The following is a 21,870-nucleotide window of genomic DNA, read 5'->3' on the forward strand; positions in this document are numbered from 1 at the left end:
AGAGACAAGTCACTATGCCGACACAACCCACAGCGGATGCGCGCAGTTCAGCCAAACGCAAAGTGCTATCGTTACTTAAATCGAAACGGCTGGAAGAAGCCGAAGAGCGTTGTGCACAGTGGGTAAGCGAAGATACGGATTCGTTGGACGCACTGATGTTACATATCGACATACTCAAGCGTCAGGGCCGTTTCGACCTTATGTTGCAGCAGGCCAAACGTGCCTATCAACTCAAACCGCAAAACCCGGGTGTCTGCTTGCAAACGGCAGAAGCATATATTTACTGTGGCCAGGTAAATTCTGCTCTCAAGTTACTGCAATCATTGGAAGAGAGTGCCAACCGCAATCCGGAATTACTGCAACAAGTAGCAGGGCTTTACACTCACTGCGCCGCACACCAACAAGCGGCCCGCTGTCACCGACAGGCAGTGAATATCAACCCAAAGCACACGCCCTACCTTTACAATCTGGCGGCCTCGTTGATTGCCCTGGGAGACATGGAAGAAGCTGAGCAATTGTTAACAGACGTCATCCGTCACAATCCAAGAGATTACGACGCCTACCAAAACCGCTCTACCCTAAAAAAACAAAATACGGAAAAAAACCACATTGAAGAGCTGGAGAGGCAACTTCAGCAAGTAGGCAGTAATGGCAACGGTGAAGTGCAACTGTGTTACGCGTTGGCTAAAGAGCTGGAGGACATGGAGGACTACCAAAAATCCTTCCATTACCTGCAACGAGGCGCCAGCAGGCGTCGCTCACTGATGAAATATCAGGTAGAAAGCGACCTCAGTGCCATCACCACCATTCAAGAAACATTTTCAGAAAAATTACTGCAGCAAGCACCACCAATCAGTGATGAAAACGGACCGATTTTTATTTTGGGGCTGCCTCGCAGTGGCACCACGCTAGTAGATCGCATTATCAGCTCTCACAGCCAGGTACAGAGTTTGGGCGAAATTAACGATTTTGCGTTTTCCTTAATTCGCGGAATCGGGGGCAGTTTAAATAAACAGGAGATGATCAAAGCAGCTGCCAATATCGACTTTTCCAAACTAGGCGACACGTATTTAAACAGCGCCCGCAGCTACGGCGGCAGCGAACCCTGCTTTATCGATAAAACGCCATTGAACTTTCTCTATCTGGGGTTAATTCGCCTTGCCCTGCCACAAGCCCGTGTGATTCACCTGCGCCGCAACCCCATGGACAGTTGCTACGCCATGTACAAAACCCTGTTCCGCATGGGTTACCCATTTTCCTACCACCTGGAAGATTTGGCACGCTATTACAGCGCCTACCACCAGCTGATGGCTCATTGGCGAGAAACATTACCCGGATACTTTTTGGATGTGGATTACGAGGAGTTGGTGCAAAAGCCAGAAGAAGTTAGCCGAAAACTGATCACCCACTGCGGTTTGGAATGGCAAGACAGCTGCCTCCAATTTCACAAAAATAAGTCACCCGCCGCCACCGCCAGCGCTGCCCAGGTACGCCAACCGGTATACACCTCCTCCCTGCAACGGTGGCGCTGCTACGAACAGCAATTGGCACCGTTGGCGGAGTCTTTGCAAAAACACGGTATTAAATTGGAACCCTAACCGACCAATATCTGGTTCTACTATTTTACATCCCCCCTGTTAGATTAGAGTCTGGAAATTTCCAAGGCCGTTGGACTATGTCTCTGACCAACTTGCCACACAGCGCTGTTGCCTCTCGTCAACAATTCAGCACCAAGGCCGTCCCGCAGGTTCGGCCATGCGTGCTCTCGCACTCTGTGGAGGATCAGAAATGTCATTTATTACACAATGGCTTAAACGCCACTTTATCTGGGTATGCACTATTATCGTCCCCGTTACCACACAGGCTGACACCCTGCTCTACGATGATTTTCAGGATGGCAATGCCAACGGCTGGAGCTTCAGTGGCAGCGGTTATGGCTATGTGTCCTATTACGCTGGCAACTATTCGCTGCGCTTGAGCAAGAGCCGCCAGGCACAAACCAGCCTCTCTACTCAGGGCTACAGCAATGTCAGCATCAGCATAGATATGGCCGCTGCTTCTCTAGAAGGCAGTGATCGCTGTTTGGGTGAAGTATCGGTAAACGGCGGTGCCACCTGGCAAACGGTGGTGGAAGTGGTTAACGGCCAGGACAACGGCGTTACCCTTTACAACGGCACCGCGTCCCCTGCTGGCAGTGACGATAACCCCAACCTGCTGTTGCGACTGCGTGCGGCGGGTGGCCAGTGGAACGATAACTGCTGGGGAGACAATGTGTTGGTAACGGGCACCCCAGGAATCGCCACAGAGCCTGATATCAGTTTAAGTGGCAGCGGTAATTTTGGCGATGTTGCCATTCAAACCAGTTCTGACCAAATCATTACCCTCAGCAATATCGGGGATGCGAATTTGAATATCGGCACTATCACCGGTGCTAGTACTCCCTTTAGCTTGCCCATAGATAATTGCTCCAACCAAACGTTGGCACCCGCAACGCAATGCACATTAACTCTGCGCTTTGCGCCCACAATTACGGGCAACTATTCTGGCACGTTGGCTATCCCATCAAGTGATCCAGACCAACCCAGCCTAAACCTGGCTCTGAATGGCAACGGCATTAATGTTAGTGACAATTACGATCCGCTAAATGGCGACGGCAATGTCAGCCGCAGCCAGCTGACCTATAACTGGCTGACCAACGGCAATGACCCCGGTAGCCAGGTATCCATGAATGCCTTTGCGGTTCCCGCCAATGCCGCACAACCCATCAACAGTTTTCAGGGCTCCCTGCGCCTCAATGGCGAAGCCACGGGTGGCAGCTTCCAGGAAATTCGCGACGATTTTGACTACACCAGCGCCGCCGACACCACTCGCAAACACCTGCCAGAATTCGACTTTGAATTTATTCAAACTGGCACTCACATATTCCCTCTGCAACGGGGCTCAATACCCAGCAGCCACCCGGAGTGGGAGTATCTGTTGGAGCCGGGTCGGGTATGGCAAGAAAATGGCGATAACGGCTACAGCCGAGTAGCAATTCCGTTTTCGCTGCAGCAAAAAAACGCCAACTGCATGCATAACGGTGTGATGACATTTTTGTTCCAGGGCAACAGCCTGGTCTCCAAGGTCGCCTACCAGATCAGCAGTGAAACCTGCCTCTACTTCAAATTCGATATGTGGGGCTTACTGGACGCCGACTACAACGGCTACAGCATTGCCAACAGCCAGGCACTGAAAGCCAATTATCAGGCGGAAGTAGCCAATCGCATGCCCACGAAGCCTATCTCTGAACTGGCCACCGACTACGGTGCTGACCCCAGCCAGTTTGGCCACCCCAGCGAAACCGATCCGGATCATATGACGGTGTATGGTTTTGTGATTAACGGGGTCAACTACGTGGGGGGCTGCAACACCCGCCAGGGCACTTACCCCTATTGCGAAGTATTAAATCTGCCCTCTTACTCAACCGCCAAATCATCCTTCGCCGGTCTGGCTTTGATGCGCCTGGAGAAGCAATATCCCGGCGTCGCCAATCAAAGTATTGCCAGCCAGATTCCCGACTGCGCAGCCAATGGCAACTGGTTGGATGTAACCCTGGAAAACACCCTGGATATGGCCACTGGCAACTACGATTCGTCCAGCTATATGCAGGACGAGGGAGCTGGCCACACCAACGGTTTATTTTTGGCGGAAGATCACGCCAGTAAAATCAATTACAGCTGTAACCACTACAACCGCTTGGCCACCCCCGGCAGTACCTGGGTGTATCACACCTCCGATACTTATATCGTCGGCCGCGCCATGAACAACTACCTGAAAAGTACCGCGGGCAGTAGCCAGGATATTTTTACCAACACCTTAGTAGGTGATATCTGGGCACCCCTCAATGTCAGCCCCAGTGCCAAAGTCAGCCGTCGCACCTACGACAGCGTTGCCCAGCCTTTTGCCGGTTGGGGACTGACGTATCTGCACGACGATATTGCCAAACTCGGCCAGTTCCTCACCGCCGATGACGGCAAAATAAACGGCCAAAGCGTGTTGGATACCGACCTGTACGAAGCCGCCATGCAACGCCGCGCCAATGACCGCGGGCTGCAAGCAGGGGGTAATGAAATTCGCTACAACAACGGTTTTTGGGCCTACGAAAGCAGTCAGATTCTGAACTGCAGCAACCCCACCTGGGTGCCCTTTATGTCGGGTTTTGGCGGTGTTACCGTGCTGCTGATGCCCAACGACACGGTGTACTACTACGTCAGTGACAACGACACCTATCTCTGGGGACGGGCGGCTATTGAATCCAACAACATCAGTGGATATTGCCAATGAGAAAATGGCTAACAGCCATAATCACTGCACTCGGGCTGTCGCTTTGCGGTAGCTCGAATGCAATTACCTTGTTTGAAGAAGCTTTTCAGGATGGTAACGCCGACGGCTGGAAAGTCATTGGCAAAGGCACCGCGCAACTGACCCAATACAAAGGCAATTACGCCCTGCGTTTAACCGATAAAAAAATTGCCATTACCGCCTTGCCCATTAAAGACTACCGCGATGTAGAAGTGCGCCTGCAAATGGCTGCCGACTCATTAGAGAAGTTCGATAAATGCTACGGAGAAGTGTCCACTGATGCCGGTAAAAATTGGCATCAAGTGGTCAGCGTTGGCAACGGTCAGGACGATGGCATCAGTTTGCACAGTGGCAGCTATTTGTTAAAGCAACCCACCGATGGATTGTGGATACGATTTCGCGCCGCAGGAAAGGGCAACAGTGATTTTTGTTGGGGCGATAACGTTACTGTAACCGGGCAACCAAAAACGGCCGTTACCCAGACGTTGCAAAAACAGTTACCGGCAGACTGGCTGCATAGCGGCTCAGGCTTTTTGCAACCTGTTGCTATGTCGAGCTTTGCGGTACCAAAAACGGCCAAACCGGCACAACACATCTTTCGCGGCATCTTGAGTGTGCAACCCACTGCAAAACAGAGTTTTATTGAAGGCATTAAAGACACTTACGGCTTTTTACAAAGCCCGAATTCCCGTCACCGCCAGTTACCCTCTGTGGATATCCAGCTGATTCAACATGGTGGTGTATTAATTCCAGAAACTCGTGGAGCTATTGTTAGCGATCACCCAAACTGGGAATGGGTCTTTCAACCTGGCAAAGTCTGGCAACAAGCTGGAGATGGTGATTACAGCCGGGCAGCTCTACCCTTTGCTTTGCAGGAAAGAAATGCCAACTGCATACATAATGGTGTACTGAGTTTTTTATTTAAGTCCGACGGTTCTGTTTCCAACGCCGCCTATCAGATTAGCAGCGAAACCTGCGCTTATTTTCAGGCAAATTTATGGGGCATGCTGCAGGCCAGTTACCAGCCAAAAAAAATCAAACTCAACCAAAAAATTATTGCTGATTATCAGAAGAGTCAAACTCAACGCCTGCCGGTCAAGTCCATTGCCGAACTGGCAAACGATTACCCCAACGCCAACCCAAAAAACTTTGGCAGCCAAGAGGAAATCAATCCTGCGGATATGACGCTCTACGGCTTTGTGATTGACGGCACCCACTATGTGAGTGGCTGCAATACACGCCATGGCCGCTACCCTTATTGTGATGCCCTGGTACTGCCTTCTTACTCAACAGCAAAATCCCTGTTTGCTGGCTTGGCCTTGATGAATCTGGAACACCAGTACCCCGGTTTTTCTCAGCTACCTATCAATAAATACGTACCCGAATGCGACGGCAAGCAATGGCAAGGAGTAACCTTTGAGCACGCACTGGATATGGCCACCGGGAATTACGACACGATTGTGGCGGATGTGGATGAAGCGGCGCAACACACCATTGACGGGCTTTTTATACCAGAGCACCACAAGGATAAAATTAACTACAGCTGCAACCATTACCAACGCAAAAGTGCCCCCGGCGAAAGCTGGGTTTACCACACCTCTGATACTTATATTCTCGGCACCGCCATGAATGCAGCGCTGCGGGAACGCCAAGGGGAAAACAGCGATATTCATCGGGATATTTTGTGGCAACAGCTTTGGCAGTCCCTCGGTTTGAGCCCACTATCTACATCCACGCTGCGAACCTACGACAAAAATGCTCAACCCTTTACCGGCTGGGGGCTGATGTTTTCGCGAGGAGATATCGCCAAGCTGGCCTCGACCCTAAACGCTCAAGAAACTGCATTGCCTGTGGATACCTCCATGCTATCCGCAGCACTACAACAAAACCCGGTAGACAGAGGATTGCCCGCTCGTTCGCCACAATTTCGCTACAACAACGGTTTTTGGGGCCACGATATTGCCCCGTATTTGAACTGCAAAGAGCCAGTATGGGTGCCGTTTATGTCTGGCTATGGTGGCATTATCGTCGCCCTGTTTCCCAACGGCTCCAATTACTATTACGTTAGTGATGGTGGCGTGCACCGCTGGAAAAAAGCCATCCAGGAAGCTCATAACATTCAACCCTTTTGCCAGTAAGGCATTTACGTTTTAGGTAGAACTCTATGCAAGCAAACGCCCCGACAGTCAGTTCTAGTCGATTCCCGAAAGTGGCCCCCAACGGCGCGGTCGCTCGCCTGTTGCTCAGTTTTTTAACCACCGCGGGTTTTTTCTACATTAATCTGATGCCCGCCATGGTAGATGGTTTGGTGGAAGGCTTGGGCATGAGCAATAAAGAGGCTGGCTTAGTGAGCTCGGCCAATATTTATGGCACCGCTTTTGGGGCTTTGGCGATTGTATTTCTGATCAATAAAGTGGCCTGGAAGCCCATTTCCGCGGGCTTGCTAATAGCATTGGTGATGGCGGACTTTTTGTCCATACAGCTGAGCACCGCTGACAGCCTGATGGCCGTGCGGTTTATTCACGGCCTGATCAGCGGAACGTTAGTGGGTGTGGGTTTTGCCATTATCGCTCGCACCACGGAACCAGACCGTACTTTTGGTGTACTGCTGCTGGTGCAATTTGGCCTGGGCGGGTTGGGGGTTATGTTGCTGCCACCCCTGGTACCGGATTACGGCACAGCGGCATTATTTTTATCCTTGATTACGTTTGCCGTTATCAGTTTGTTCATGCTGGTATTTCTGCCCGATTACCCGGTTCAGGAAACAAAGAAAAACACTACAACTCAAGGCAACCACACTAGCAAAACTAAACTGCTGGTACTGACCCTGGTTACCATCTTCCTTTTTCAAGCAGCCAATATGGGCCTTTACGCCTTTATTATCGGCCTCGGAAAACACTTTGGTCTGAACAGTGAATTTATCAACCCAACGTTGGGTATTGCTGCCTGGACGGGAATTCTCGGCTCTCTACTGGTAATTGCCTTTGGCACCCGATATGGGCGGAAATTACCATTGCTTTTCGCGGTTTTACTGACGTTTTTAGGTACTTTCGCACTGCACTTTAGTGACAGCAAAACGCTGTTTTTTATTGCCAATGTCGGCGTCGGAGTCACCTGGGCCTTTGTAATGCCCTACCTGTTCGGTATGTGTGCGGAGTTTGATAGCAACGGGCGCATGGCAGCTCTGGGAGGCTTTGCCTCCAAGATGGGATTGGCGTCAGGCCCGCTGGTGGCGGCGCTGGTGCTGGGTGAAGATAACTACGGGTTGTTGATAAATATGGCTCTGCTGGGGCTGGCCATAACGGTCATTACCGCAGTAATACCCGCTTCATCATTGGATAAGCAAGGTAATTCAGAGGCATAAAACTGACAGGTATCAGTAATGAAAATCGATATATCCCTCGCTTTTCAAAAAACGTAGAACCCGTTGCGCAGCTGGTTCAACATCCATATTAGTAGTATCGATCACCACATCGGCATTCTCCGGCACCTCGTAGGGGTCGGAAATGCCGGTAAATTCTTTGATTGTTCCCGAACGCGCCTTGGCGTACAAACCTTTGCGGTCACGTCGTTCACACTCTTCAAGCGGGGTGGCCATATACACCAGCACAAAGCCACCTAGCGCTTCGACACTCTCTTTTACTTCCCGACGAATACGATCAAACGGCGCAATGGGCGCACAGATGGCTATGCCGCCATTTTTAGCGATTTCGGAAGCCACAAAACCAATGCGGCGGATATTAAGGTCACGATGCTCTCTGGAAAAACCCAACTCCGACGATAGGTTCTTACGCACAATATCCCCGTCCAGTAAGGTCACCGGACGATTGTCGTTTTCGAGAAACTTTACTCTGAGCACATTGGCAATGGTGGATTTGCCCGCGCCGGAAAGCCCAGTCAGAAATACACAAAAGCCTCTTTTATCTCGAGCAGGATAGCGTCTCTTTAACACATCCATCACCTCTGGAAAGCTCAGCCATTCCGGCACTTCAGCACCGCGCTGTAAACGATGGCGCAACTCAGAACCGGACACCTGTTGAGTTTGAACACCCTTGGGAATGTCCGCACTGGAGCAGTATCTACCCCACTGCTCCACATAACTGATTTGCGGAGTCGCACACAGAGTAATGCCCAATTCGGCCTGCCACTGCTCAAGCAGATGTTGCGCTTCAGAGGGTTCATAAAACGATTGTCCCTTGGCGTTTTTACCCGGTGATGCGTGATCGCGGCCAACAATCAAATGGCTACAACCGTAATTTTTACGAACAATGGCATGCAGCAATGCTTCCCTCGGACCAGCCATACGCATTGCCAGAGGCAGTAGAGACAACATGGCACTGCGTTGGGATCGAGAGTTTTGAGATTGAGAACCTTGAGAATAACGGGGCATCAGCGCGCGGTAGCAGCGCACACGAGTGTAGGCATCCACATCACCAACAACTGTTGGCCCAACAACCGGATGAATCAATAATTTGGCCCCATTCTGGTCAACCGCCTGCCGAGTGATTTCATAGTGAACCCGGTGCATGGGATTGCGAGTTTGAAACGCAACAACGTTTGACCAACCCATACGATGAAACTGTTCCCGCAACCGCGCTGGGGTATGGCGCAATTGCACAAAATCGTGATGTTGGGGTAACTGAATACCCTCGACCTGGCCCGCCACTGCATAGTCGTGCATATCCTGGAAACAGTGGCGTACGCCAGGGTGTGACTCATCGGTAGTACCCAAAAATCTTGCCGCGTAGTTATGTCTATCCCAGCGCCAGACTTCCGATATCTGCACAACGGCAAGTGCGACGCCTTCTTGATCGCGCAATACCAAGCGGCCGGAACGTTCTACTTGCTGGGCGGCTTTCTTATCGACGGTCAGCATTACCGGCAGTGGCCATGCCGTGCCACAGGGTAGACGCAGATTTTTGCCAATACTTTCAATGTCCGCTGAGCCCATAAATCCCATCAACGGAGAAAAGCCGCCATTGAGTAGCAACTCCAGATCACATTGCTGATGAGCATCCAAAAACCACTCCGGCCAGTCGACGGATTGCGCCAATAGCTCCTGGCGCCGCTGGGGGTTCACCAATAAGTCGACCAGTACCCCGCCATGGGCTTTGGGCAGTGCATCGTCCATACAATCTGTATCCTTTTGGTTTAACCGCTGGTTGAATGGAGTATCATTCCAGTAATGACTACTCTACCGGTTTTTCGAAATTATCCCGATTCGTATGTCCGATTTTGATACAAAATTATGCCAACTGGAAGATATCCAAGACGGCGACAGCAAGGAGTTTTACCCCAGTGGCGAAGCCCTGTTTGCGGTGCGTAAAGGAGAAGCGGTTTTTGTCTACCGCAACAGCTGTCCCCATACCGGCATGCCGTTAAACTGGCAGCCAGATCGGTTCTTTGATGTGGACAAACAATTTATTCAGTGCGCTGTTCACGCCGCTATTTTTCAGCCGGACACAGGGTTGTGCGTTGCCGGGCCCTGCAGCGGTGATTCTTTAACCACCATTCCCTGCCAAATAAAAAATGGCGCCGTATTTATTCATTTACCAGAGTCAACCGACCCCCAATGACTACCATCACTCTCCCTGTTTTGGAAAACCCGAATTCCGGGCCTTCGCTGTTCACGGAACAGTCGCTTTCACTGGAAGATTACAACGGGCTGATTATCTCGCCGAGAATCGATGCCTTGAATTTTCGCCACCGGGTCAGTGAGCCAGGTTACTTTAGCAACTGGCATGTGGCGGGGGATCCAACGCTGATTTTAATTCGCCGGGGAATACTGCGTATTGGCTTGCGGGATGGCAGCTATCGGGATTTTGCAGCGGGAGATGTGTTTATTGCCAAAGATAAATTAGATGACAATGAAAGCTTTAATGAACAGTTGCACGGGCATACTGCGCAGGTTATTGGCGATCAAACATTGATTGCGATACACATCAAGTTGGAAAGCCTGTAACGCTCAGCCCTGATACACCAACGGCACCCGGCTGGTAATTCCGGTCAGCAACACCCAGGGAATGGTGCCAGCTGCCTTAGCCACTTCGCTGGCACTCAGATGAGCGCCATTTTCTCCGTTGCCCCACAACACCACCGGGTCGCCGACTTTGGCGTCGGGCAGATGAGTTAAATCCACCGACAGCATATCCATTGAAACCCGCCCCAGCAGTTGGGAGCGCTGGCCATTTACCAAAATAGGCGTGCCGCTGGGCGCTTGACGAGGGTAGCCATCACCGTAACCCACAGCCACAGTGCCGACACGGGTTGGCTTTTCAGCGCGCCAAGCCTGCCCATAGCCCACCCCCTCACCCGGCTCAAGCTGGTGAATGGCCATCACCCGGGAATGCAGTGTCATTACCGGTCGCAATTTGTTGGCAATAGAGTGAGGAACCGAAAATGGTGAACAGCCATAGAGCACCAACCCGGGGCGTACCCAGTGACCGCGACTGCGTGGCCAAGCCAACAGCCCGGAGGAATTGGCCAAGCTAACCTCGCCTCGCAGATCCGCTGAGGCCTCATCAAAGCGATCCAGTTGTTGTTCTGTAAACGGGTTGTCCAGTTCATCGGCACAGGCCAAATGAGACATCAGGCGAATGGCACCAACGTTGGAGCTATCACCGAGATCATCGTAAGCGAGACGAAAGCGCTCCGCTGTAAAGCCAAGACGGTGCATACCGCTATCGTGTTTGAGCCACACGGTTACCGGCTTTTCCAACCTGGCTGCCAACAGTTTATCCAGTTGGTCACGACTGTGAATCACCACTTCAAAATCAAAGTGGGCAATTTCTTGTAACTCACTGGCCTCAAAAAAGCCTTCCAGCAGCAGCACCGGCTGACGAATACCAGACTCAACCAGCTCCAGTGCTTCTTCAATGCTGGCAACGCCAAAAATATCCGCCTCCGGCAGTGAACGAGCCACCTCTACTGCACCATGGCCGTAACCATTGGCCTTGATAACAGCCACCACACGGGCTGCTCCAGCCAGTGTTTTCACCAACTGAAAATTGTGTTGCAACGCAGAGAGACTGATATCTGCTTGGATAAATCTGGCCATATTGACGATCAATTTTAACGAGAAAGTGCCATTGTACTCTTAATTTTACTCTGCCCTTAGCGGCTTGTGCGGGTTAAACTTTGGAGATATTCGCAACATTTCACAGGGCGAGTTTTTGGAGAACACCATGCCACACAGCTGGGGCCAGTTTGACTGGCAAGATCCGTTTCTTTTGGAACAACAACTCACTGACGAAGAGCGAATGGTGCGCGATGCCGCTCGCCAGTACGCCCAGGAAAAACTGGCGCCCCGAGTTCGCGACGCCTTTCGCAACGAACACACAGATCGAAATATCTTTAACGAAATGGGTGAGATGGGCCTGCTGGGTTCCACCATTCAGGGCTACGATTGCCCAGGCGTCAACTACGTTTGCTACGGCTTGGTAGCCCGTGAGGTTGAGCGAGTAGACTCCGGTTATCGCTCCATGTTGAGTGTGCAGTCCAGCCTGGTGATGTACCCCATCTACACCTACGGTAGCGAAGAGCAAAAGCAAAAATACCTACCCAAACTGGCCAGCGGAGAATGGGTAGGCTGTTTTGGGCTCACCGAGCCAGACCACGGCTCCGACCCCGGCGGAATGAAGAGCCGTGCCAAAAAAGTCGATGGTGGTTACACGCTCAACGGCGCCAAAATGTGGATTACCAACTCGCCGTTTGCCGACGTGTTTGTGGTGTGGGCCAAAACCGAAGACGACGTAATTCGTGGCTTTATCCTCGACAAAGGCATGAAAGGGCTTTCGGCACCAAAGATCGAAGGCAAACTGGCACTGCGGGCCTCGGTCACTGGCGAAATTGTAATGGAAGATGTATTCGTACCGGAGGCCAACCTGCTGCCCGGTGTACAAGGCTTGCGCGGCCCCTTTGGTTGCCTGAACAGCGCTCGCTACGGCATCTCCTGGGGTGCCCTCGGTGCTGCCGAAGCCTGCTGGCACGCAGCGCGGGAATACGTTCTCGATCGCAAACAATTCAATCGCCCATTGGCGGGCAACCAGTTGATCCAGAAAAAACTGGCGGATATGCAAACAGAAATCAGTCTGGGTTTGCAGGGCTGTTTGCAAGCGGGCCGCCTTAAAGACGAAGGTAAGCTGGCACCGGAATTAATTTCACTGCTAAAGCGCAACAACGCCGGCAAAGCTCTGGAGATTGCCCGCTGGGCCCGTGATATGCACGGCGGCAATGGCTGCTCTGATGAGTACCCGATTATGCGCCATATGTTGAATCTGGAAGTAGTCAATACCTACGAAGGCACCCACGACGTGCACGCACTGATTTTGGGGCGGGCACAAACGGGGATTCAGGCGTTCTGTTAGGGCTTGCTGTGTAAGCCTTAATCAGGCTTACAATATTTTCAGTAGACCTCTTAAACTGAAAAAATCCCGGTAGGAAAACCTACCGGGATTTTTATTACAGCAATTTAAAGCGTGTTACTTAGAAGTCGTAAGACAAGCCCACCGAGTAGAAAGCACCATTGAAACCAAACGGTGCTGAACGGCGGGAGAACTGGAACACACCGCGACTATCCACAATCAGATCACCGTTAGGGCCGTTTTCAATAGCACCGGTACGGGAGTTACCGATCAGGTTTTCATCGGGCGTCACATCAAAGATGTTATTACCGGTGAAGTTCACGGTCATGCCATTGTCAAACTCGTAGGCCACTCGCAGATCAGTGAGAATTTCCGCTCCGTAAGTCTGACGACCACCGTCGGTCACCGTGTACTCACCATAGCGGTTCAAGGCCAGATTGACGCTCCAGGCGTCGCGCGTCCAAAGTGCATTGAAGCTGATACGATCTTCTGGCTGCCACTCTTCAATAATAGAAATATCCTGGGCGTTAAACACTTGATCCACAGGTACAGTTTCCAGGCCCGATCCCACTGGGGTGAACAAATTAACCACTTCGGTATCGGTAAAGTTGGCTGCCAATGTTAAATCCAGCTCACCACCACCTAACTCGATATCTGAATACGTAGACACAATATCCACACCGTCTGTTTCTGTGTCAGCACCGTTCAAGAAGAACTGCCCGGCACCGGCACCAGCCTGCACCAAGGCATCATCAAGAGCGGAGGAAAGCCCAGTTCCCAATCGGTTACTGATCACAATCCGGTTATCGATATCAATGGAGTAGTAGTCCACCGTAAGGCTGATACCGTCGGCCAAAGTGGCCACAAAGCCCAAACTGAAATTGTCAGACTCTTCCTCTTCCAGCGCAGGGATACCAATGGCCTGAGCCAGAGCACTGTCGTTACGGAAGGTACCCACTTCCTGGGCAATCAGTTCGTCGACGTTACCGTCGTTGTCCAAGTCATTGACATCAGTAACAAACTGGGTGCTGACATTATTGAAAAACAGCTGTTGCATGGACGGTGCCCGGAAGCCCGTACTGACAGCACCCCGCAGACGCAGGTTATCGGTCACCGCGAGGTTACCAGCAAACTTAAAGTTCACTGTACTGCCAAAGCCGTCGTAATCGTCATAGCGAGCAGCGGTGCTCAGTGTAAGCCCTTCGTTAACTTCGTATTCAAAGTCGGCGTAAAGGGAAACCACATCGCGACTTTCATCCACAGCGGACTGAGGACCAATACCCGGGAACCCCTGAATGCCACCACTGCGGTCTTCAGCAAACAAGCTCACGCCATTTTCTGTATCGAAGTCTCGGAAAGCATATTCTTCGCCAGCGATAATGCGGTAATCATCGGTGCGGAATTCGGCACCAAAGGCCACAAACAAATCGCCAAATGGGCGGCTGTAATCCAAATTAAAGGTATCCAGACTTAACTCCAGACCATAGGCTCGAGCTTCGCGAGGCACCGATGCACGAATCTCATCCGAAGTCATGCCTGAGGTAAAACGCTGGGCATTCGCAAACGACGAATTCAGAGAGTTGCTGGTGACATAGTCAATGGTGTTTTCACCAGTGGTGTAAGAGATATCCAGTTTGCCCTCATTGGCAAATTCCATGCGGTAGCCAATGTTGAAGGAAAGATCATCTATATCAGAATTGATTTTAGGCAAGAAGCCTTCTGGAATCGTGGCATCACCGTCGGCCAGTGGCGCATTACCACCAGTATTGCCATTGTGTCGGAAGAAAGCTGCTGACTCGTTTTCCCGTTGAGAGTAAGTAACAAAACCGTATACCTCACCAGCACCCACCTCATAGGCCGCATTCGCAGTAAAAGCAATTTGTTCAGACTCTGCATCGCCTATGCGGAATGTCTGGCGAGGAGCCGTTACTTCGCGGGGGTCTCCCGGCTCCAAAATGCCATCGTCATCGGTGTCAACACAACCTGGGAACTGACAAGAACCGTGCAATCCAGCCCGGTTGGTAAAACCTCTGTCGCGGTAATTAAAGGTGAAATCTGCGTAGCCACCGTCTCCCAGTGCAAAACCCTGGCTTAAATTAAAATTCGTGGTATCACCGTCGCCTTCAGAGTATTGCCCCTGAGAAATACTGACATGGCCAGCTTCTGGGTCGTCATCCAAAACAATATTGATCACCCCGGCAATGGCATCGGAACCATACTGCGCTGCCGCACCATCGCGAAGTACCTCAATGCGTTTAATGGAGGCGCCAGGAATCGCATTCATATCGGTACCTGCGGTACCGCGGCCAACGGAAGTATTAATATGAATCAGAGCAGCTTGGTGGCGACGCTTGCCGTTAATCAATACCAGTGTTTGGTCAGGCCCCAGGCCCCGTAATGTAGCTGGCCGTAGCGCATCAGTACCATCACTAATACTGGAACTGGAAAAGTTAAAGGACGGCGCCACTGCTTGTAGCATACGCCCTACCTCGGTTTGGCCAGTCGCTTCCAGTGTTTCTGAACTGAGCACATCTACGGGTACTGGCAAATTCTGAATACTGCGCCCCGGCGAACGGGAGCCAACAACCACCACTTCTTCTTCGACAGCGTTTTCTTGCTCAGATTGCGCGACTGCGGTTTCAGTGGCCAATACCAATGTACTGCCAACAGAAAGGGAAATTACCGTGGGAAGCAGTTTTTTATTCAGTGTTTTCATGTCTTCTCTATCCTCCTGTTTATCATTATCTGACGCGGCCCGATAAACGATCCCCGTGTCCGCCAGTAAAATTGTCAGACCCTGACTCACTGTGTAGCGCCCTTTGAGAGGCCCAACATTCAGTTTTTTCAGCTCCCGCACGGGAAACAGAAACGTCACATCTGCCTGGCGAGCAAATCGCACCAGCGCCTTGTCGGCTCTGAGCCTTGGGATATCAAACACGTACCCTTCTTGATCACTTTTAACTTGAGCAGCTACCGCCATTGTTATGGTGCAAAAACCCAAAACAATAGCTACAAGCCGCCGCAAAGCGAAAGAAAAAACGTCGTTTTTATGCAAGGCTCAACCTAATAGAGGAGTTAAAAAGAAATTTCCGCCATTCCCAGTAAAGTTTTTTTGCTGCACCTACCTCCGCTCACTTTTCGATGTTGGGGTTTGACTCAGCAGCCAGGTATTTCCAGACAACTGACTGTGAATACCAAAATTGTGCTTGAGCACAAACAATAATTGGTCGGTATCACCGGCTTTGAAAAAACCGCCCACTTCAATATTCTTTATGGTGTTGTCGACAATTTCAAAATCCGCCGACGTGTAGCGGCTGATCTCTGCCAGTACCTGTTCCAGGCTTTCTCCCTGAAACACCACCATGCCCTGCTGCCAGGCCAGGGATGTTTCAACATCCGACTCTTCAATCGTTGTCACAGGCCCGCGACCCGCCACATCCAACTGAACTTTTTGGCCAACGGTAAGGTAGATCGACTCCTTTTTTTCCGCTGGACCGGTTATGGCGTTGTGTACAGCAGCTTCAGCCTCTACAGAATCGCTGATGGCCACCTTTCCTTCAGTGACCAATACTTCCACAGCACTTTGGTCACGTAATTCAACATTAAACGCCGTACCAACAGCGGTAACCGACCTGCCACCAGCAACCACTACAAATGGCCGTTGAGGGTCCTTCGCCACATCAAAGTAAGCTTCACCAGACAGTAATTCCACGCTTCGAGCCGAAGCGGTATAAGTGACTTTTAATCGTGTATCGGTATTCAGTTTAAGTCGGCTTTGGTCTGGAAGTACTACCTCGGACTGTTCCCCCACTTGCGTTGTATGGGCCGCACTAAACCGCAGCTCTGGAGTAGAGGTAGAAGACCATGGCTCGAACAACACCAGGGCAGCGGTTACCAGCGATGCGGCTATGGCCGTTGTCAGCGCTGGAAACAGGTTGCGCCTTTTACTGGGTTTAGGGGGCACACTGAGAGGCAACAGCTCAGCGATAGGCGCGAGAATGTCCATCAAATCCCAAGCTGATGCATAATGAACCAGAGTTTCTGCATGCAATGAAGAAGCTGACAGCCAATCTCGCAACTCGTGCTTTTCCTGTGCTGACAAACCGCGATCCATCGCAGCAAGCCATTGTGCAGCCTGCTCCTGAACCCGTTCTCTGTTAGGCAATACCACCGTATTATTCATAACTATCGACTCACACCTTTTCTGCTAGCGCCCGGTGCAGAGGCATTGGTTTTAGCGACTTTTTTATCGCCAGAGCAATCTGTAGACAAGCTTTCATCCATGTAGCGAACGCTGTGTTGAATGCCTTTGGCAATGTGTTTTTCCACAGTGCTTTCACTGAGCCCCATATAACTGGCTATTTCTTTCTGGGAGTAGCCGTAAATCTTCCTCAAGATAAACGCTTTACGACACCTTGGCGGAAGCTGATTAATAGCGCGGCACAAGCGCTGAAATTGCTCCAGACTGATGCAGTGTTCTTCGGGGTTGCGCGCCTTTATATCGGCACCGTTAAGAAAAGAGAGTTCCGACTCAGGAAAATCCTCTATAGCGCCACCTGTTTCCAGACGGCTGTCTATTTTTTTCTGCTGATTGGCAAGACGCAACGCAGTCTTTACCATAAATGCTTTAGGAAAGCGGATTTCCTGCTTTAACGCCGATTGATAGGTGCGCAAGTAGGTTTCTTGCAAGATGTCTTCAACCTCTGGTGTACGCGCAAAGGTTACTTTACGCAGCAAGCCCGCAATCACCTTGCGATAATTGAGAAACTCTTTGGTAATCTTGTTCTGATCAGACATTGACGCACCGTCGATTAAACCCGAGTGTTACCGAGTCTCCCAAAAACCCAAGTGCAGGTCAATTTCATGCTCAGGCACGCAATACCAACAGGCCTTAAGGAAAACTCAACTGCGTCATCGATTTTTACGCGATACCGTTACTATCTCGAAGCGCCCATGGAGTTATCTCTTGAAACCAATGAATAGCGGGATATTAACGATTTTTTTGATGACCGTTGGGCTGTACAGCACAGCGGCCACAGAAACCGCCATCGACCAGTATCAGCAAGCCATAGATGAGCAGGAGGCGCTTTATGGGGCTTATGACTCTGGTTTGGCTGAACTGCACCTTAGCTTCGGTGAGGCATTGCAGACAGCTGGCGAGCACCAGCAGGCCATTGATATCTTTAAAAGGGCACTCCATATTCGCCGGGTCAATGATGGCATTACCAGCCTCAGCCAGGAGACAGCGCTGCGTGAGCTTAACCAAAGCTATCGGGCCACTGGGAATGTGTCAGCAACGGCAAGCAACTACCAAGACCTGATTAGCCTTTTACAAGTCAATCCCAGCAGTGATGCCAACAAACTGCCACCCTTGCTGTTGGAAGCCAGTAACTGGCACCGCCAACAATACTCTATGACTGTGACTAAGGAGGCTATCACCCACTTGATCGAAGCGGACCGGCTGCTGTCACAGGCAAAGAACAACCGCCTTAACTCGGATCAGGGCTTTCGAGAAGCCCTGCTGCAGGCTGAAATTCAAAACCGCTACTGGCGAATTCGCCATTATCAAAAATATGTTCCCACACCACCCCGCAGCTACGTAGAAAGAAACAGCTTTCGCTTTCGAGGGCGGTTGCGCGGGGAGTCCAGCTTCGAATATCAGCAGGCGTACAACGATTACTTGCGCAGACAAACCTCAAGGCTCGCTCGCACTTACCAAAAAGAGCAGATTCAGTGGGCGATTAACAGCGGATTGGGCGCTTACCAAAGGCTCGACAAGCTGTACCAAAATGACAACAACTCGCTGCAACAAGCTATCAACCTTGCAGAACAGGGGGATTGGCTGATGTTGTTCAACACTCAACCAGAGCAGGCTCATGCTCTCTATCGCCAAAGCTGGCAAGTACTCACAGAGCAAAATCAGATTGATACGCGAGCAAAGCTATTTGACAAACCACAACTGTTACCGACCTTTCATCAACCTGATGCAACCACTGCAACACAACTCGCACAAGTAACTGCCGATCTCACCCCGGATGGGCGCACCAACAACATCGTGGTTGTGAAGACAGAGCCCGACAACCCCAAAGTCGCCAAAAGAGCCGAACGACAGTTGCGTAACGCTCGCTTCCGAAACCGTATGGAAGCGGGCGAACCCGTTACCAGCAAAAACTTTGAGCTGAATTTTTTTGTTAATTAATGGAGCTTGCCGCAACCCTTTACCCATCTTTACACAGGCAGCCGCAATTATTTTTCCTTAAGACAGTCTATTACCTGGCCTTCGATCATGTACGGTATTAGTTGTACAGTTTTGCTGTTAATGCAGTGCATGGTTGAAGGCACCAATAACCTGCGTAAAAGCCATGAGGAATTTATTAACCCCGCTATTTCTGTCCGCCAGTGTCGCCATTGCTGCAGAACAGGAGTCGACTCAAACGCCATCAAGCTCGCTTCACACTGAAGCGAATACAGCTTCCTACGAAATACAAATTGAAGAGCAAGCAGCGTTGCTTGGCCCCTTCGATAGCTCCCTGGTCGAACTTTATCAACAGCAAGGCGAACAGCTAGCCAAGCAGGGTAACTATCGCGAGGCCATAAGCGCTCTTTCGCAAGCGTTACAAATCAGCAGGGTGAATCACGGCCCCTACGCACGTCAGCAAGAACCTGCCCTGCGTTCGCTGATCGACGCCACCGAAGCCAGTGGCGAATCAGTGCACATAGAACTACTCAGTAAGCGCCTATTGGATTTAAACAATCACACCCTGAATGGCAATGAGTCTATTGAAGACTTGGGGTTGTTGCTCAACAGCAGTTCATGGCACTTAAATCGTTATATCAACTTGCGCTCTGCAACCACACTGCCGCATTTACAAATGGCAGTGCGCTTGGCGAACAGTGCGGAAAAACTGCTCAGCAACCACCACTCTCCCGAGCACATTGCAGTGATTGATGCGTTAGAATTAGTTGCACGGGGCAATTTCTACCTCACTGCTCACTATCTCAATGATTTGCGTTTTTTCTTCAGCCAACGTCAATCATCACTGCATGAACAGTTGACCGAAAAAGTCTTTCAGGACGGCCTGGCAGCTCACCGCCGAATGATCAAAATCCATCAGAGCAACAACGCAACCGCCGGCCAAATAGCCAGCGCGCAAATAGAACTGGGAGACTACTTGCAGCGTTTTCAACTGACTAACGTATCCCACAAGGTTTATAAAAATGCTTGGCAAACCCTACATCAGGCTAACAACGAAGATTTGCTGGCATCGTGGCTAGGACAGCCTGTGCCCCTATTAGAAAGTAACTTAAGCGCAACGGGCAATGCTCCATTGGCTCGGATCAAAGCTCAGGTATCCGTTAATGGCAAAGCCGAGAAAGTGGAAATACTTGGCGACCCTGCCACACAGAGCCCCGAACTGGCTTCTGCTGCCGAAACGGCATTGCAAAAAGTTGTTTTTCGCACAGCCGTTATCGACGGTGAAGTGGTTCCTGGGATGGTGGAATTTGACCTGCCAATTAAGGAACCTGCCGCTCACCCTCAGTCACTTCATCGGCAGGAATAACCTTAAACCCAAGGTAACCATAAATGGCACTGATGATTGGACATAACCAGCAGAGGATTGCCCAAGGCGCATAGGCAAATGCCCCCAAACCGCTTCCCCAACCCCACGCAGTAACACCCAACACACCCGCCATATAAAGCGCGCAAGTATTCCAGGGTATCAGCACCGATGTAATGGTGCCTGCATCTTCCACAGCACGAGATAAATTCAGCGCATGTAAGCCTCGCTGACGATAGACGTTCTTGTACATTCTGGAAGGCATAACCACGGAAATGTACTGATCAGCACAAACCACATTGACACCAATACAGGTACTCAGTGTGGCGCCGATTAAACCGCCCACTGTTTTAACGCCCTTTAAAATTCCTTCAACTGCACGTTTGAGTAACCCTGCTCGTTCAAAAACACCACCAAAGGCAAGTGCGCACACAATCAAAAAAACCGTCGACAGCATATTCCCCATACCACCTTTAGAAAGCAGTGAGTCCACCATGCTATTGCCACTGTCGATACTAAAGCCGTCAAGCAAGGCGATAGCCACACCTTTAACCAAGCCTGCAGCGGTGTCATCCCCCCCAAGGGCCATCACTTGTTGCGGCTGAAAGAACAAGGCAACCACTACTCCGGCAATCATTCCCGCCAGCAATGCTGGCAAAACCGGTTTGCGCAAAACAGCCAATGTCAGTACAAGCAGTAATGGGATAAATACTGGAAAGCCAATGTAAAACTGCTCGGATATCAGCTGGTTTACCAACACAATATCACTGCTCACTTCACCGCTGCCGCCACCAACAATGGCATATACCAGAAGAGCAACCACAAAAGCTGGTATCGTTGTCCAGCCCATGTGTCGTATATGGCGAAACAAATCTGTACCTGTCACGCCGGATGCCAAATTAGTCGTGTCTGACAACGGGGACAGCTTATCGCCCAGGTAAGCACCGGAAATAATCGCTCCGGCTGTAATAGCGGGTGACAACCCCATCACTGACGCCACCCCCATCAAACCGACACCAAGAGCACCCACTACTGTCCAGGAACTGCCAATACTCAAACCCGCCACTGCACAAACCAATGCACTGGCGGGGAAAAACCACTGTGGTGATAACAGCTGCGTCCCCCAGTAAATCATTGCCGGAACCGTGCCCGCTAAAATCCAGCTTCCCACCAAGCCACCAACAATTAATAACACCAAAATTGCCTTGAGCCCGGAGGTCACCGAGCGAATCATGCCTTGCTCTAGCTGTTCCCAGAGAACACCGTTTTTCAACCCAATTAAACAAGCCGATACCGCGGCGAGAATTAATGCCAGCTGTGTATAACCACCTGCATCGTCTTTAAAACTGGCGATTAATACAGAGAGGCCAGCGACTAAAACAATGACTGGAACAAATACATCCAGCAAGCTGGGAGATTTTTCATCAACGGATTTCATTTACTGCCTTTTAAACTATTCTATTATTAGTATTGCCAGATCCAATTTTACACCCGGTCAACCAGCCGCTATTAATGGCGTTATGGCGATGTTAAGGGAAGTGACAAGCCGGTGTGTTTGTATGACTCGTTCACATGAACAGTGCGCACCAATTACTTCTATCCTTTTT

General features: G+C 50.8%; 15 protein-coding genes. 9 read left to right on the forward strand and 6 right to left on the reverse strand.

Going from position 1 to position 21,870, the window contains the following annotated elements:
- Window positions 1-14 precede the first annotated feature (14 nt).
- From KFE80_06790 to KFE80_06805, 4 genes are all read left to right on the forward strand, one after another.
- Window positions 15-1,598, forward strand: coding sequence for a sulfotransferase (locus KFE80_06790; protein ID UTW44118.1), 1,584 nt, complete (start codon window positions 15-17; stop codon window positions 1,596-1,598).
- A 190-nt stretch (window positions 1,599-1,788) separates the two neighbouring features.
- A complete protein-coding gene (locus KFE80_06795) occupies window positions 1,789-4,323 on the forward strand; it encodes a choice-of-anchor D domain-containing protein (GenBank protein ID UTW44119.1) in 2,535 nt (844 codons plus the stop codon).
- The gene (locus KFE80_06800; GenBank protein ID UTW44120.1) at window positions 4,320-6,479 is read left to right on the forward strand and encodes a serine hydrolase; all 2,160 of its coding nucleotides are present in this window, start codon (window positions 4,320-4,322) and stop codon (window positions 6,477-6,479) included. Before KFE80_06795 ends, KFE80_06800 begins: the two co-directional genes overlap by 4 nt.
- Window positions 6,480-6,505: 26 nt before the next feature.
- Window positions 6,506-7,705, forward strand: coding sequence for an MFS transporter (locus KFE80_06805; GenBank protein UTW44121.1), 1,200 nt, complete (start codon window positions 6,506-6,508; stop codon window positions 7,703-7,705).
- 12 nt (window positions 7,706-7,717) lie between these two features.
- On the opposite strand, the gene KFE80_06810 is transcribed toward KFE80_06805, so the two are convergent.
- Window positions 7,718-9,472 carry a bifunctional sulfate adenylyltransferase/adenylylsulfate kinase gene (locus KFE80_06810; GenBank protein UTW44122.1) on the reverse strand — a complete coding sequence of 585 codons (1,755 nt, stop codon included), beginning with the start codon at window positions 9,470-9,472 and terminating at the stop codon, window positions 7,718-7,720.
- A 94-nt stretch (window positions 9,473-9,566) separates the two neighbouring features.
- Between KFE80_06810 and KFE80_06815 the strand changes: the two genes are divergently transcribed.
- Window positions 9,567-9,917, forward strand: coding sequence for a Rieske (2Fe-2S) protein (locus KFE80_06815; GenBank protein UTW44123.1), 351 nt, complete (start codon window positions 9,567-9,569; stop codon window positions 9,915-9,917).
- On the forward strand, window positions 9,914-10,303 hold the full coding sequence (locus KFE80_06820; protein UTW44124.1) for a hypothetical protein: 390 nt from the start codon (window positions 9,914-9,916) through the stop codon (window positions 10,301-10,303). The genes KFE80_06815 and KFE80_06820 overlap by 4 nt, the downstream gene beginning before the upstream one ends.
- A gap of 3 nt (window positions 10,304-10,306) precedes the next feature.
- Here KFE80_06820 and alr read toward each other — a convergent pair whose 3' ends face one another.
- Window positions 10,307-11,398 carry an alanine racemase gene (alr, locus tag KFE80_06825; GenBank protein ID UTW44125.1) on the reverse strand — a complete coding sequence of 364 codons (1,092 nt, stop codon included), beginning with the start codon at window positions 11,396-11,398 and terminating at the stop codon, window positions 10,307-10,309.
- Window positions 11,399-11,525: 127 nt separating this feature from the next.
- Between alr and KFE80_06830 the strand changes: the two genes are divergently transcribed.
- Window positions 11,526-12,707: an acyl-CoA dehydrogenase gene (locus KFE80_06830; GenBank protein UTW44126.1), complete on the forward strand. Its 1,182-nt coding sequence runs from the start codon at window positions 11,526-11,528 to the stop codon at window positions 12,705-12,707.
- 118 nt (window positions 12,708-12,825) lie between these two features.
- Here the strand turns inward: KFE80_06830 and KFE80_06835 are convergent, their stop codons facing one another.
- From KFE80_06835 to KFE80_06845, 3 genes are all read right to left on the reverse strand, one after another.
- Window positions 12,826-15,684, reverse strand: coding sequence for a TonB-dependent receptor (locus KFE80_06835; protein ID UTW44127.1), 2,859 nt, complete (start codon window positions 15,682-15,684; stop codon window positions 12,826-12,828).
- Between the two features lie 141 nt (window positions 15,685-15,825).
- Entirely contained in the window at window positions 15,826-16,887 is a 1,062-nt protein-coding gene (locus KFE80_06840) for a FecR domain-containing protein (GenBank protein UTW44128.1), read from the reverse strand.
- A 2-nt stretch (window positions 16,888-16,889) separates the two neighbouring features.
- On the reverse strand, window positions 16,890-17,501 hold the full coding sequence (locus tag KFE80_06845) for an RNA polymerase sigma factor (protein ID UTW44129.1): 612 nt from the start codon (window positions 17,499-17,501) through the stop codon (window positions 16,890-16,892).
- A 208-nt stretch (window positions 17,502-17,709) separates the two neighbouring features.
- Between KFE80_06845 and KFE80_06850 the strand changes: the two genes are divergently transcribed.
- Complete coding sequence (locus KFE80_06850; protein UTW44130.1) at window positions 17,710-18,903, forward strand: tetratricopeptide repeat protein; 1,194 nt, start codon at window positions 17,710-17,712, stop codon at window positions 18,901-18,903.
- Window positions 18,904-19,066: 163 nt separating this feature from the next.
- Window positions 19,067-20,266 carry a hypothetical protein gene (locus KFE80_06855; protein ID UTW44131.1) on the forward strand — a complete coding sequence of 400 codons (1,200 nt, stop codon included), beginning with the start codon at window positions 19,067-19,069 and terminating at the stop codon, window positions 20,264-20,266.
- Here KFE80_06855 and nhaC read toward each other — a convergent pair.
- Window positions 20,220-21,701 carry a Na+/H+ antiporter NhaC gene (nhaC, locus tag KFE80_06860; GenBank protein ID UTW44132.1) on the reverse strand — a complete coding sequence of 494 codons (1,482 nt, stop codon included), beginning with the start codon at window positions 21,699-21,701 and terminating at the stop codon, window positions 20,220-20,222. The genes KFE80_06855 and nhaC overlap by 47 nt on opposite strands.
- Window positions 21,702-21,870: the final 169 nt, after the last annotated feature.

It is taken from the genome of bacterium SCSIO 12696, from assembly GCA_024397955.1.
In the GTDB taxonomy this organism is placed as follows: Bacteria; Pseudomonadota; Gammaproteobacteria; order Pseudomonadales; family Porticoccaceae; genus SCSIO-12696.